Genomic DNA, 13793 nt, shown 5'->3' with positions numbered 1-13793 from the left:
CAGCTTTCCAATCATGGCATGAACACCCAACGTACGCACAACCATTGCTGTTGCTCACCTTCCAGCCCCCATGTTCATGACATTGACCAGCACACCCATCACCCTGATGATGGACATGATCACAGTCATGATCATGGTGTGCTCCCCAGCTGGTCTCGCATCAGTGCCGCACTGGTGCTGGCCTTGTTGGCAGAGGCTGCGCACTGGCTCACTTCGCAATATCCTGCACTGCAATATGCCGGAATGGCTTTGGCGGTTGCTGCCATCGGCTTAGCAGGCCTGGGCGTTTACAAGGCGGGGATCAAAAACCTGATGCAGATGCAACTGGGCATTCATGCGCTGATGGCTGTTGCGGTAACAGGCGCCTTCCTGATTGGCCAGTGGCCAGAAGCGGCCATGGTCATGGCTCTGTATGCTGCGGCTGAGCGCATTGAAGACCAGGCCATGGATCGCGCACGCCTGGCGATCCGCAATTTGCTGAGTCTGGCACCCGACACTGCCGAAGTGCTTCAGCCCGATGGGCGAACCATCACCACCCCCACCAGCAATGTCGCCGCCGGTGCTACGGTTCGCATTGCCCCTGGTGCGCGTATTCCACTGGATGGCCAAATCAGCGCCGGACACAGCAGCGTGAACCAAGCCCCCATTACCGGAGAGAGCGTACCCGTTGACAAATCTCCCGGCGATATCGTATGGGCAGGCAGCATCAATGAGCAAGCAGAACTACATATTCAGGTCTCAGCAGCCACCAGCGACTCTTTGCTCGCGCGCATTGTCAAAGCGGTGGAGCAAGCCCAGGCCAACAAAGCCCCCACCCAGCGCTTTGTTGACCGTTTTGCTGCCATCTACACCCCTATCGTCATGTTGCTGGCTATTGCGCTGGCGCTGCTCATGCCTCTGCTATTTGGCTGGCCTTGGCTGCATGCGCTCTATCAGGCACTGGCTTTACTGGTGATTGCCTGTCCCTGTGCGCTGGTACTGTCCACCCCGGTCACCGTAGTCAGCGCGTTGGCTGCTGCAGCGCGCCAAGGTGTGCTGCTCAAAGGCGGTAGCGCGCTGGAAGCCGCACGCGGCTTGCGAACCATTGCGCTGGACAAAACTGGCACCCTCACCACAGGAAAACCTATCCTCGTGGAGTGGCAAACCGTGGATCCAAGCATCTCGCAAGCACAAGCAGCATCACTGGCGTGGCAAATTGCTGCACGCTCCGACCACCCTGTCTCCAACGCCATTGCGCAAGGCCTGCAAACTACAGCACTTGCAACTTCTAGCGCCCAAAACCTGCAAGCCCTGCCTGGCCGCGGTGTGCAGGCCAACATCAATGCGCAGCGCTATTTTTTGGTCAATCTGCGTTGGGCGCAAGAACATCAACTGGACACCGTGGCTGTGCAAGCTGTTGTTGACGCACACAGTCGTCAGGGGCGTAGCGTAAGTTTGCTGGCTTCCGAACAGCAGGTACTGGCTATCTTTGCCGTAGCCGATTCGTTGCGCAGCGAAGCACAGCAAGCCGTCCAGCAGCTGCAGGACCTGGGTGTCACTCCCATCATGCTCAGTGGAGACAACTCTGACGCCGCACGCGCCATGGCTGAGCAGGCAGGCATCACCCACGCCGAAGGAGGCTTGCTGCCACAAGACAAGCTTGATCGCCTACGTGTATTGCAGCACAGGGGGCCCGTTGGCATGGTGGGTGATGGCATCAACGACGCGCCTGCACTGGCACAAGCCGACATGGGCTTTGCCATGGGTGGCGCGCACAGCACCGGAATGGCTATGGAGACTGCCGATGTGGTGTTGATGCATGACGATCTGCGTCGCATTCCTGACACCATCAAATTGTCTCAACGGGCTCACACCGTGCTGTGGCAGAACATTGCACTGGCTCTGGGCATCAAAGCGGGTTTCTTCATTCTGGCCATCACAGGCACAGCCAGCATGTGGCTGGCCGTGCTGGCAGATATGGGAGTGAGCTTGCTGGTGGTGGCCAACAGTTTGCGCTTACGCCGAGATGTAAACAAAAAATCAGCTTTGTGAGGTCGGGCACTGCATAATCTGTGCGCCTCGCACGCCCTGTGCGCCCAGATTTCAGCCCATGAGTTCTCACAAGCCTACCGCACCACCACCTCCGCATACCACTGCAGAAGACATTGCCGCCATCATTACCGGTGTGCTTCTGGTGTCGGTAGGTGTGGCCTTTTTCAAGCAGGCAGGCTTGGTGACAGGCGGAATGGCTGGGCTGGGTTTTGCACTGCACTACGCTACGGACATTGGTTTTGGCATCTGGTTCTTTTTGCTCAATCTGCCGTTTTACTGGCTGGCCATTCGCAAAATGGGCTGGGCGTTCACCATCAAAACATTTTGTTCTGTTGGCCTGCTGTCGCTGGTCACAGAGTTGCAGCCGCTCTTTTTCAAGCTGGCGAGTATTCAAGCGCCCTATGCTGCGGTGATAGGCGGCATGCTCATGGGTATTGGCATGCTGGTGCTGTTCCGTCATCGCTGCTCCCTAGGAGGCCTGGGCATTGCCGCGCTTTACCTGCAACAACGTTTTGGCTGGCGCGCAGGCTATGTGCAAATGGTTTTTGACTGCCTGATCCTGCTGAGTGCTTTTTTTATCGTTGATACGGAACGGGCGCTCTGGTCCATCCTCGCCGCTTTAACGCTCAATCAGGTACTGTCCATGAATCACCGTCCTGGCCGCTATGGCAGCTGAGACAGGGTAAAAAATTGCATCAAAGTTGATCTGCATGCATGGCGTTATGCCATGTAGGCGGAACTTTCATGCTGCAACAGGCATCATTGCATCATGCGTCGCTGCTTGTCTTTCTTCATGGTGGTATTGCTGGTCCTGCGTGGTCTGGTGGGTGATGCCATGTCCATGGAGCTGATGCTGCCGATTACTCCTGCAATCAGCCTCAATGCTCAAGCTACCGCCGAAGCAACAACGCATGAGCACCATGTTGATTCAGCCTTTCAGCCTGCCGACGCGCATTGCATGCCCAGCTTCAGTGCGGAGCATTGCCAGCATGACACTGACGGCGATACATGCAGCAGTTGTGTGCTGTGCCACAGCGCATGGAGCGTGCAGTCCACTCACATATCTCTGGCTGGATTGGAACATCGTGAACTGCCTGCGCACTTTGCAGCAACTCCAATCAGCGCCCCAATCAGCAACCTGATCAAGCCACCCATTGTTGGAGCGTGACGCCCTTATTGCGTCCAGAAAGCACAGCCTCAGGCTTCTGAAAGCAAAGGCTGCCCTGTTTTTCCGCTCACAACAAATCCATGAACAAACTCTCTCATTGCATGGCTGCTTTGGCCGCCTTCATCGCTGTGCGCCCTGCCTTTTCACACAGCATCGACCACCACGCGCAGCACATGCCTGCATCTCAGCATGTGATCCCCGAACAGCAGCCCTGGGGCATCGCTGGTACGCCTGATACGGCCACCCGCACCATTGAGCTAAGCATGAGTGACGATATGCGCTTTACCCCATCTCACTTCAACGTCAAGCTGGGCGAGACAGTGCAGCTGCGTGTGAAGAATGCAGGACAAATCCAGCATGAAATTGTTCTGGGCACCCAAGACACGCTCGATGCCCATGCCCAAGACATGTTGCAGCATCCAGGGAGGGCACATGCGCAAGCCTTCATGGCCCATGTATCTCCGCAAGATACCGGCACGCTGACCTGGACATTCAACCGACCAGGCACCGTTGACTTCGCCTGCCTGATTGCCGGTCATTATCAAAACGGCATGCGTGGCAGCATTACTGTCTCGCCCTAACATTTCCCCCAAGGAGCGCACCATGTCTCACAACCGATCATCCCGCATGACTCGTCGCACGGCCATGCTGAATCTGATGGCTACAGCCGCTGCGGTAAGCCTGCCTGCAGTCTGGGCCGCCTCTCCCACAGCATCAAACGGCATCCCTGTGGAAGTCTGGAAAGATCCCAGTTGCGGTTGCTGTCAGGATTGGATCGATCATATGCAAGCCCATGGATTCAGCGTCAAGGTACACGAGTCTGGCAACAGCGCCGTACGGGCTAGATTGGGCCTGCCTGTGGAGCTAGGCTCCTGCCATACTGCCTTGGTGGGCGGCTATGTAGTGGAAGGCCACGTGCCCGCAGCCGATGTCCACAAGCTGCTCAAAGCCAAGCCCAAAGCACTGGGCATCACCGTGCCCGGCATGCCGATTGGCAGCCCCGGCATGGATGGCGAGGTTTACGGCGGACGCAAAGACCCGTATGACGTGCTTCTTGTCACCAAAAACATGATCCGCACCGGTGTATCCACGTCAGTCTTCACCAGTTACCGCTAACTCCTCCGTAGATGCATGCAGACACTAAACTCTGCGCCTGCATGCATACTCTTGAAGACATAGAAAGCGGCGCGCTCACGGGGGCACGCCACGTACGGCTATGCCAGCAGGGATTGACTGAATTTCCACGGCAACTTTTTTCCCTGGCCGATACCCTGGAAATTCTGGATCTCTCGGGCAATCAACTGCATAGCCTGCCTGATGACTTGCCACGCCTGACAAGGCTGCGCATCCTGTTCGCCTCGAACAACCCGTTCTCAGAACTACCGCGCGTGCTCGGCCATTGCCCACAGCTGGAAATGGTGGGCTTTAAAAGCTGCCAAATTTCCCACGTACCGCACGACAGTCTGCCTGCCCGCTTGCGCTGGCTGATTCTGACCGACAACCGCATTACTGAAATACCAGCCAGCCTGGGCCACTGTCAACGCCTGCAAAAGCTCATGCTCTCCTGCAACCTGCTGCGTGATCTGCCAGACCTGAGCACCTGTCAGCAACTGGAACTGGTGCGCATTGCCTGCAACCAGCTCAGTACCGTTCCAGCGACGCTGCTGCGCATCCCCACGCTGGCCTGGATTGCTTTGGCTGGCAACCTCCTGACACTGAGCAGCGAACGTTTGACGCTTGATGCAAGAACACACCCAGCCATACCCTTCTCAACCTTGGTTATCGACGAGTTACTGGGAGAAGGAGCCAGCGGCCATATTCACCACGCCACGCACAAAGAAACTGGTCAGGCTCTTGCATTGAAAATTTTCAAAGCTGCGCGCACCAGTGACGGCAGCCCTCTGTCGGAGCTGGCCGCAGGCTTGGCAGCAGGACAGCACCCTTTTCTGCTCACGCCTTTGGCGCATGTGTCTGGTCATCCTGAAAACAAGCTAGCCATGGCACTGCCTCTGCTGCCACCAGGCTATGTCAATCTGGCAGGCCCCCCGAGTTTTGAAAGCTGCACGCGCGATGTGTATGCCTCTGATACACGCTTCACGCCCCATACTGCTCGGCGATTGCTGGATTGCATTCGTGGAGCCGTGGACCACTTGCACGCTCACGGTGTGTTACATGGTGACCTCTATGCCCACAACATCCTGTGGAACCCTCAAACTGGTGATGCCATATTGAGCGACCTGGGTGCAGCGGTTTGCGCCCATGATCTGCCATTGCAGCTGGTCACGTCTTTGCAAGCCATGGAGTGGCGTGCCTTTGCGCATTTGCAAGCAGAGGTGCTGATGCGCTGCAAGCCTTGAATATCGATCTGTCTGCTGTAGCAAACAAAAAAAGGGCTGCCCATAGGCAGCCCAAGTACTCTCACTCTCCACGCTCTGACCAAAACCATCACTGCAGGAATGCAGGTTTGGCATAACCAGCAAATTGCGTATCCACCACTTTTTTGAAATCCTGTGACCGGAAGGCTGCCTCCAAATCTTTGACCCACTGCGCGCTCTGGTCCTTGGTTTTGACGGCCACGATGTTCAGATAATGATCTGGCGTTTTCTCCAACAAGACTGCCTCGCTGAGCTTCAAACCCGAAGAGATTGCAAAGTTGCCATTGATGATGGCGAACTGGGCATCATCCAATGAACGTGGCAGGTGCGCAGCATCCAGCGGCACCAGCTTGATCTTCTTGGGATTTTCAGCCAAGTCCAGTTCCGACACCCGCAACGGATTCACACCTTCCTTCAGCTTCACCAGACCAGCCTGCTGCAACAACAGCAAGCCACGCGCCAGATTGCTGGCATCGTTGGGCAAGGCTACTCGATCGCCCTCTTTCAAATCGGCCAGGCTTTTGCGCTGCTTGGAGTACACCCCCATTGGTGCGATAGGCCCTTGCACCAAAGCCTTCAAGTCCAGCTTGCGGTCACCCTTGAAGTGGTTGAAATACACCTCATGCTGGAAAAAATTGGCGTCGAGCGATCCGTCTGCCAAGGCCAGATTGGGCTGAACATAGTCGTTGAACTCCACCAGCTTGACCTTGTAACCCTTGGCCTTGAGCAAAGGAACAATGCCCGCTTGCAACTGGTCAATGTTGGAGCCTGCCGTGCCGCCAATGATGAGCTGGGGTTTGCTGGCATCTTGCGCGTTTGCAGGTGCAAAAGCAAAGCCACTCACTGACAAAGCCACGGCAGCCAGCACGCTGCGGCGATGAAGTTGGGGGAACATAAAAATTGTCTCCGGTTGGTTATGAGTCACGCAGCTTGTTGACGCCACGTTGATGCAAGCCAGTATCCGAATATTTTTAAAAAAACCGAACCAATAAAAAATACATTGCTTATGCAAATTAGAGCTAATCGAATTTTCAGAGCTCGCCAGTCCTGCTGACCTTGGCAACTCTTTCAGTTCACTCCCGACTCTCCTCAAAGACGTTCTTTGAAAGCCAGGTTGCTTGCTCCACACAACTGTATCCGCCGTTCTAAGAATGCTGCACACATTCGACTATCCACACATTCCCTCCTTTACCAATCCAAGCCCTGAAATCCTTCTCTGGCCTTTCTGGCAGCACTGCTGCTAGAGCTTTCTCCAGGACCTGACATGATGCTGGTTACCGCTCTCGGCATTGGCCAGGGCAAACATACAGCCCTGTTCACCATGGTCAGCATGATGTTTGTGGCGGGTGCCGTGCAGATTGGTTTGATCAAGCAAGGCACGATCAATAGCCTCGCCAATCCCTAGTCTCTGCTGTTTCTATTTGCCTTTTTGCCCCAGTTTGTAGACTCAGCCCAAGGGCCTGTGTGGCTGCACCTACTGATCCTGGGCAACCGCCAAAACTGACAGGCATTGTTTCTCTGGGCAGCATTGCGCTGGCAAACAGTTGTTTAAGAAGCGGCTCCTGCGGCTTCCTCCGGCTCACCACATGGCCTGAAAAGTTCATGGGCATGGTGATGATTGGTCTGGGCATCCGTTTTTTACCAATGCTGTCGCATTAGCACTGACACGCCACGTGCTGACCCTTTTTGCAGTACTTTCTCGGCGCTTGGGCAGCTTATTGCAAGAAGGCGGGCTTCATATAGCCCACAAACTTGGTGTCCACGACCTGCTTGAAAGCTGGTGAGCGATAAGCTTGCGCCAAGTCCTTGGCCCACTGCGTGGCTTCATTACCAGTCTTCACGGCCACCACGTTCAGATACAGGTCTGGGGTTTTCTCCAACACCACGGCCTCGGTCAGCTTCAGCCCTGAAGACATGGCGAAATTGCCATTGACCACCACGAAGTCCGCATCCTCCATCGCACGAGGAAGGTGAGCTGCATCCAGTGGCAAGAATTTCAGCTTGTGCTTGTTTTCTGCCAAGTCCAGTTCAGACACACGTGCAGGGTTCACCCCATCCTTGATCTTGATGAGGCCAGCGTTTTGCAACACCAGCAAGGCACGCGCCAGATTGCTGGGGTCGTTGGGCAATGCCACGCTTGCACCGCTTTTCAACGCATCCATGCTTTTGAACTTCTTGGAGTACACGCCCATGGGTGCCACTGGGCCTTGCACAATCGCGGTCAATGCCAGTTTGCGATCTTTGGTGAACTGGTCAAAATAAGCGCGGTGCTGGAAGAAATTGGCATCCAGAGAACCATCATCGAGCGCTAGGTTAGGCTGCACGTAGTCATTGAATTCAATGAGTTTGACGGTATAGCCTTTGGCTTGGAGTTGAGGCACGATGCCCTCTTTCAGCAAGTCATAGTTGGAGCCCGCCGTAGCGCCAATCAGCAGGTTTTTCTTGGCCGCATCTTGCGCCATGGCTGGTGCAGCCAAAGCACCTGCCAGTGCCAGGACGGCAGCAGTCAATACAGTGCGGCGGCCAGCGCCAGCCTTCGAGGAAAAGCGTTCAGACATGGTGACTTCCAGTAAAAACAGGCACTGCGCAGAAAAAGTGTGAAATCACAGCACAGTGCACAAGACCTTCAATTGCCCGCCAGTATCCGGCTTTATGGGGCAAACCCTAAAGATTTAATCTCTATCTGTTTATTCCTTCGCCACATATAACAACCAGCTACCCCAACTACGAGACAGGCATGCACTCCGCTTTACTCAACCACACCGGACACATCGCACAGGTACAAGGCATACGCGTGGGTCATTACACTGATACACGCCGCCCCACAGGCTGCAGCGTGGTGCTCTGTCCCGAGGGCGCTGTCGCCGGCGTGGATGTGCGCGGCGCAGCCCCTGGCACACGTGAGACCGATTTGCTACATCCCAGCAATCTGGTTCAGGCTGTCCACGCCATCGTGCTTTCCGGTGGCAGCGCATGGGGCTTGGACAGCGCCACGGGCGCCGTACGCTGGCTGGAAGAACAAGGCACAGGGCTGCACATCGGCATTGGACGCATCCCACTCGTGCCTGCTGCCGTCCTCTTTGATGTGATGCTCGGCGACATGAAGATTCGCCCCGATGCGGCAGCCGGCTATGCGGCCTGCAAGGCCGCATCATCCGAGCGACCGGAAGAAGGCAGCGTCGGTGCGGGTGCGGGCGCAGTGATCGGCAAAATATTTGGCTGGCAACGCGCCATGAAAGGCGGCATAGGTACAGCCAGCATCACGGTCGATGGAATCACGGTGGGCGCACTGGTAGCTTGCAACGCATTGGGCGATGTCTTCAACCCGCACAATGGTGCCCTGATCGCCGGAGCCAGAACCCCAGATGGCAAACAACTGCTCAATGCCCGAGACGCACTCCTGCGAGGCGAAGAAGCGCAAGCCATTTTGGCTGGCAGCAACACCACCATTGGTGTAGTGGCCACCGATGCACAAATCACCAAACCCCAGGCGCACCGCCTTGCTGTCACCGCGCACGATGGGCTGGCCCGCAGTATCAACCCCGTACACACCATGAGCGATGGCGATACATTGTTTGCGTTAGGCACCGGAGAGTCTGGAAAAACGCTGGGCATGATGACCCTGAGCACCATGGCCGCAGAGGCCGTTGCCATTGCCACCGCGCGTGCGGTGCTGCTGGCTCACTCTGTGAGCGTCCCCGATCAAGACCGGCTGCCCAGCTGGAAAAATCTGTGCGCAGGCCCTCAACACCTCAATGGGATGTAAGGCCCGAGGCGGTACTCTCTTCTTGCGCAGGCACAGCGTTATCAGCATCCATGATTTTTTGTGCCATGCCTGCCAGTTGCTCAACAGTACGCCGCTGCTGTACCACGCGTAGAAGATTGAAGAACACCAGCACCGCAATCAAGGCCAACAAAATGACGCTGCGCTCCGTCCAGGCCCACAGTCCCACAAAGATCAGCGGAGGCAGCAACTCCACCACCCAGCGGTGCAGCCAGTGCGTGCGCGAGGCAGACAAACGCTGGTATTGCTGCAAAGCCTTAATTTCTGAGGGCGTTAAAGCGGGTCTGTGCATGAGAGCTTCTTGATGTACAAGCCAAAGTGACCAAGCACCATATTGTGCCTTCCACTTTTCACCAACTGTTGCCATCAGTGGCGACAGCCCACACTCGCAACCGCACTCCCAGCCCCCAGGAAAAACAAAGGCTCCCGAAGGAGCCTTTGTTTCGCACGCAAGAATCGTGAAGATTACTTGAGAGCCTTGTAGCGGAAGCGCTTGGGAGCAGCACCTTCTTCGCCCAGGCGCTTCTTCTTGTCGGCTTCGTACTCTTGGTAGTTACCGTCAAAGAACACCCACTGCGAATCGCCTTCTGCAGCCAGAATGTGCGTCGCGATACGATCCAGGAACCAGCGATCGTGCGAGATCACCAGCACAGTACCCGCGTATTCCAGCAACGCGTCTTCCAGCGCACGCAGTGTTTCCACGTCCAAGTCGTTCGATGGCTCGTCCAGCAACAACACGTTGCCACCCTGAATCAAGGTCTTGGCCAGGTGCAGGCGACCACGCTCACCGCCGGAGAGCATGCCCACCTTCTTTTGCTGATCCTGGCCGTTGAAGTTGAAGCGACCAGCATAGGCACGCGAGGCCATGGTGAACTTGCCCACATTGATCATGTCCAGACCACCGGAGATGTCTTCCCACACGGTCTTTTCGTCGGACAATGCATCGCGGTGCTGGTCCACAAAGGCCATCTTCACAGTCTGGCCGATTTCCACGGTACCTGAATCGGGCTGTTCCTTGCCGGCAATCAGCTTGAACAGCGTCGACTTGCCGGCCCCGTTAGGGCCGATGATGCCGACGATGGCACCCGCGGGAATGTTCATCGACAGGTTGTCGATCAGCAAACGATCGCCAAAGGCCTTGGAGACATTCTTGAACTCAATGACCTTGGAGCCAAGGCGCTCGGCCACAGGAATGAAGATTTCCTGTGTTTCGTTGCGGCGCTGGTATTCGTAATCGCTCAGTTCCTCAAAACGCGCAATACGTGCCTTGGACTTGGCTTGACGCCCCTTGGCGTTTTGCCGCACCCACTCCAACTCCTTCTTCAAGGCCTTGGCGCGTGCTTCCTCACCCTTTTGTTCAGCTTCCAGGCGGTTGCCCTTCTGGATCAGCCATTCGGAGTAGTTGCCCTTGTAGGGAATGCCGTGCCCGCGGTCCAGCTCCAAGATCCACTCGGCCGCGTTGTCCAGAAAATAGCGGTCGTGGGTAATGGCCACCACAGTGCCGGAGAAGCGGTGCAGGAATTGCTCCAGCCAGTCCACAGACTCCGCGTCCAGGTGGTTGGTGGGTTCGTCCAGCAACAGCATATCGGGTTTGGACAGCAGCAGCTTGCACAAAGCCACACGGCGTTTTTCACCACCGGAGAGCTTGCCGATCACCGCATCCCATGCAGGAAGGCGCAACGCATCGGCTGCAATTTCCAGCTGGTGCTCGGAATCAGTGCCCGCTGCGGCAATGATGGCTTCCAGCTCCCCTTGCTCGGCCGCCAGGGCATCAAAGTCTGCATCCTCTTCGGCATAGGCTGCGTACACCTCTTCCAGACGCGCCTTCGCCTTGTTCACTTCAGCCATGGCCTCTTCCACGGCCTGACGCACTGTGTGCTCTGGGTTGAGCTGAGGCTCCTGGGGCAGGTAGCCAATGGACAAGCCCTGCATGGGGATGGCTTCGCCTTCGAACTCCTTGTCCACGCCCGCCATGATCTTCAGCAGCGAAGACTTGCCCGAGCCGTTCAGGCCAAGCACACCAATCTTGGCACCGGGGAAGAAACTCAGTGAAATGTCCTTCAAGATCTGGCGCTTTGGAGGCACCGTCTTGGTCAGGTGGTTCATCGAAAAGACGTATTGAGCCATGTGTTTGTCAGCAAATTCTTGTCAAAAAAATAAAAATTTAGCGCACAGTTTCCAAGCGCCCCAACCGTTGATTATCTCCTCATGCGACAATATGTTCCGCTAGGGGCTCCAGTTTCCCCTTGGCATCAGCATTCAGCTGGGGAAAAAGGCTCGCCAACCCAAGCGATTCCTACTCCCGAATCCTGTGAATCTAATCTGCCTACGACTGGCTTGGCGACCATGTATGTTGCTGCGACAGGCTGATACCCCGCGCCCGGATGGGCGTATCGACAACAATGACATTTGAAGAATTGAACTTGGCACCTGCCATCGTGAAGGCCGTGCTGGAACAGGGCTACGAAAACCCGACTCCGATTCAGGCACAGGCTATTCCTGCCGTACTGACAGGCAAAGACTTGCTGGCTGGAGCACAGACCGGAACCGGTAAGACAGCCGCTTTCTCGCTGCCTATGCTGCACCGCCTGACGCAGGGCGGCACAGCACGTCCTGCTGGCGGCATTCGCGCCCTGATCCTCACGCCTACACGCGAGCTGGCTGCGCAGATTGAGGAGAACATTCGCTCCTATGCCAAATACCTGGATGTCACCACCGCCGTGATCTTTGGTGGCGTAGGCATGAAGCCGCAGATCGACCGTATCAACAAGGGTGTGGACGTTTTGGTGGCCACCCCCGGCCGCTTGCTCGATCTGGAGCAACAAGGCTTCATGGATCTGTCCAATGTGGAAATGCTGGTGCTGGACGAAGCCGACCGCATGCTGGATATGGGCTTCATCCATGACGTGAAAAAGGTCCTGGCCTTGGTGCCTGCAGACAAGCAGAGCCTGTTGTTCTCTGCCACCTTCAGCGACGACATCCGTGCTTTGGCCAACAGCTTGCTCAAGAATCCTGAAAGCATTCAGGTCACCCCTCGCAACACCACGGTGCAGCGCATCAAGCAGGTCATCCATCCGGTGGGCCGTGCCAAGAAAAAGCAGGTCTTGCTGCACATCATCAATGAAAACCAGTGGAACCAGGTGTTAGTGTTCACGCGCACCAAGTTCGGTGCCAACAACGTGGCCGAGTTTCTGACCAAGAACGGCGTCACGGCCATGGCATTGCACGGCAACAAGAGCCAAAGCGCACGCACACAGGCTCTGGCTGGTTTCAAGACCGGTGAGTTGCGCGCACTGGTTGCTACCGACATTGCAGCACGCGGCATTGACATTGATGAATTGCCACACGTGGTCAACTACGAAATCCCCAATGTGCCGGAAGACTACGTGCACCGTATTGGTCGCACCGGCCGCGCTGGCCGAGAAGGACATGCCGTGAGCCTGGTCTGCATGGACGAAGAAGGCTTCATGATGGAGATTGAGCGCTTTACCAAACAGGAAATCCCTGTCGTGCCAATGGCAGAGTTCGGCCCCGATGAAGGCGAAAAGGCAGAACCGATTGCCATGGGCCGCCAAACCATCTGGGGTGGCGCTGGCAAGCCGCCAAGCCGTGAAGTGATGCAAGCAGCCGCACGCGCTGCGCGCCAAGAGATGATGGAGCGCATCCGCACGACCAAGGCTGCGCAAACAGAACGTAGCGGCGGCCGCTCACAACGAGCTCCCCGTGGTGAAGGCACCAGCCCCCCGGAAGGTGAAAGTCAAGGCCCACGCCGCAGCGGCTCGCGCCGCCCCGCACGCGTAGGTGGCGCTCCACGCAACACCCCACAAATGGCATCGTTCGAAGCCCGCGATGATGGCCTGGATGCACCTCGCATGGAACGTGGTGAGCGTGAACGCCCTGAGCAAAACGGACAAAATCGCCGTAGTGGTCAAGGCTACAACCGATCTCGCCAGCGCCCCTCACGTGAAACTTCGCGTGGCGCACAAGGAGGCAATGAATTCCAGGCACCACGTCCTCCACGTGAGCCCCGCGAACCTCGCCAACCTCGCGAGCCCCGCCATTCTTATGGCGATGAAGGCTACAGCCGCTTCGACGAGCAGCAGCCCCGTGCCAACGCTCACCTTGGCACCCAATTGGGCAACCCTGTCTCGCGCACCCCACGAGGCACCAGCGGCGGACAACCCGACCCTACCCGTACCAGCATTGACCTGATGATGGAACGTCCACGCCGCAGCGGCGGCGGCGGTTTCCGAGGTGGTAACAGCGGAGGCAACAGTGGTGGTGGTTTCCGCGGTGGCAATCGTCGTGGCGGCGGCAACTTCAACCGCTAAGCCTCACCTCTTCAGCACTTGTGCGCAAGCTTTGACTTTTGACAAGGCTCGCGCCTTGTGCTGACAGCATTGAACCGTGCAGTGTCTTAACATGCCTTCACTGC

The 13793-nt window shown here is 56.7% G+C and carries 13 protein-coding genes; 9 read left to right on the top strand and 4 right to left on the bottom strand.

Features of this window, described 5'->3' with window-relative positions:
• Nucleotides 1-18 precede the first annotated feature (18 nt).
• The 6 genes from QEP11_RS17845 to QEP11_RS17820 all read left to right on the top strand — a co-directional run bounded on the left by QEP11_RS17845 (nucleotide 19) and on the right by QEP11_RS17820 (nucleotide 5556).
• Nucleotides 19-2031: a heavy metal translocating P-type ATPase gene (locus tag QEP11_RS17845; RefSeq protein WP_284337997.1), complete on the top strand. Its 2013-nt coding sequence runs from the start codon at nucleotides 19-21 to the stop codon at nucleotides 2029-2031.
• A gap of 58 nt (nucleotides 2032-2089) precedes the next feature.
• Nucleotides 2090-2707: a YitT family protein gene (locus QEP11_RS17840; RefSeq protein ID WP_284337996.1), complete on the top strand. Its 618-nt coding sequence runs from the start codon at nucleotides 2090-2092 to the stop codon at nucleotides 2705-2707.
• A gap of 93 nt (nucleotides 2708-2800) precedes the next feature.
• Nucleotides 2801-3199, top strand: a complete 399-nt coding sequence (locus QEP11_RS17835; RefSeq protein WP_284337995.1) for a hypothetical protein — start codon at nucleotides 2801-2803, stop codon at nucleotides 3197-3199.
• A gap of 80 nt (nucleotides 3200-3279) precedes the next feature.
• Nucleotides 3280-3780 (top strand): cupredoxin domain-containing protein, encoded by a 501-nt coding sequence (locus tag QEP11_RS17830; RefSeq protein WP_284337994.1) that lies wholly within the window; start codon nucleotides 3280-3282, stop codon nucleotides 3778-3780.
• Nucleotides 3781-3802: 22 nt separating this feature from the next.
• Nucleotides 3803-4315: a DUF411 domain-containing protein gene (locus QEP11_RS17825; protein ID WP_284337993.1), complete on the top strand. Its 513-nt coding sequence runs from the start codon at nucleotides 3803-3805 to the stop codon at nucleotides 4313-4315.
• A gap of 41 nt (nucleotides 4316-4356) precedes the next feature.
• Nucleotides 4357-5556 (top strand): leucine-rich repeat-containing protein kinase family protein, encoded by a 1200-nt coding sequence (locus QEP11_RS17820; RefSeq protein ID WP_284337992.1) that lies wholly within the window; start codon nucleotides 4357-4359, stop codon nucleotides 5554-5556.
• A gap of 88 nt (nucleotides 5557-5644) precedes the next feature.
• On the opposite strand, the gene QEP11_RS17815 is transcribed toward QEP11_RS17820, so the two are convergent.
• Nucleotides 5645-6469 carry a MetQ/NlpA family ABC transporter substrate-binding protein gene (locus QEP11_RS17815; protein WP_284337991.1) on the bottom strand — a complete coding sequence of 275 codons (825 nt, stop codon included), beginning with the start codon at nucleotides 6467-6469 and terminating at the stop codon, nucleotides 5645-5647.
• A gap of 369 nt (nucleotides 6470-6838) precedes the next feature.
• On the opposite strand from QEP11_RS17815, the gene QEP11_RS17810 reads away from it, so the two are divergent.
• Nucleotides 6839-6979 carry a hypothetical protein gene (locus QEP11_RS17810; protein ID WP_284337990.1) on the top strand — a complete coding sequence of 47 codons (141 nt, stop codon included), beginning with the start codon at nucleotides 6839-6841 and terminating at the stop codon, nucleotides 6977-6979.
• A 310-nt stretch (nucleotides 6980-7289) separates the two neighbouring features.
• On the opposite strand, the gene QEP11_RS17805 is transcribed toward QEP11_RS17810, so the two are convergent.
• A complete protein-coding gene (locus QEP11_RS17805) occupies nucleotides 7290-8132 on the bottom strand; it encodes a MetQ/NlpA family ABC transporter substrate-binding protein (protein ID WP_284337989.1) in 843 nt (280 codons plus the stop codon).
• A gap of 179 nt (nucleotides 8133-8311) precedes the next feature.
• Between QEP11_RS17805 and QEP11_RS17800 the strand changes: the two genes are divergently transcribed.
• On the top strand, nucleotides 8312-9340 hold the full coding sequence (locus QEP11_RS17800) for a P1 family peptidase (protein ID WP_284337988.1): 1029 nt from the start codon (nucleotides 8312-8314) through the stop codon (nucleotides 9338-9340).
• Here the strand turns inward: QEP11_RS17800 and QEP11_RS17795 are convergent.
• Nucleotides 9327-9650 carry a hypothetical protein gene (locus QEP11_RS17795; RefSeq protein ID WP_284337987.1) on the bottom strand — a complete coding sequence of 108 codons (324 nt, stop codon included), beginning with the start codon at nucleotides 9648-9650 and terminating at the stop codon, nucleotides 9327-9329. The genes QEP11_RS17800 and QEP11_RS17795 overlap by 14 nt on opposite strands.
• A gap of 173 nt (nucleotides 9651-9823) precedes the next feature.
• Complete coding sequence (ettA, locus tag QEP11_RS17790) at nucleotides 9824-11485, bottom strand: energy-dependent translational throttle protein EttA (RefSeq protein ID WP_284337986.1); 1662 nt, start codon at nucleotides 11483-11485, stop codon at nucleotides 9824-9826.
• Nucleotides 11486-11760: 275 nt separating this feature from the next.
• On the opposite strand from ettA, the gene QEP11_RS17785 reads away from it, so the two are divergent.
• On the top strand, nucleotides 11761-13689 hold the full coding sequence (locus QEP11_RS17785) for a DEAD/DEAH box helicase (protein WP_284337985.1): 1929 nt from the start codon (nucleotides 11761-11763) through the stop codon (nucleotides 13687-13689).
• The last annotated feature ends 104 nt before the right edge of the window (nucleotides 13690-13793 follow it).

It is taken from the genome of Comamonas halotolerans (genome assembly GCF_030162935.1).
Lineage (GTDB): Bacteria > Pseudomonadota > Gammaproteobacteria > Burkholderiales > Burkholderiaceae_C > Comamonas > Comamonas halotolerans.
The sequence above is the reverse complement of the archived record's forward strand: the minus strand, read 5'-3'. Positions and strand labels throughout refer to the sequence as shown.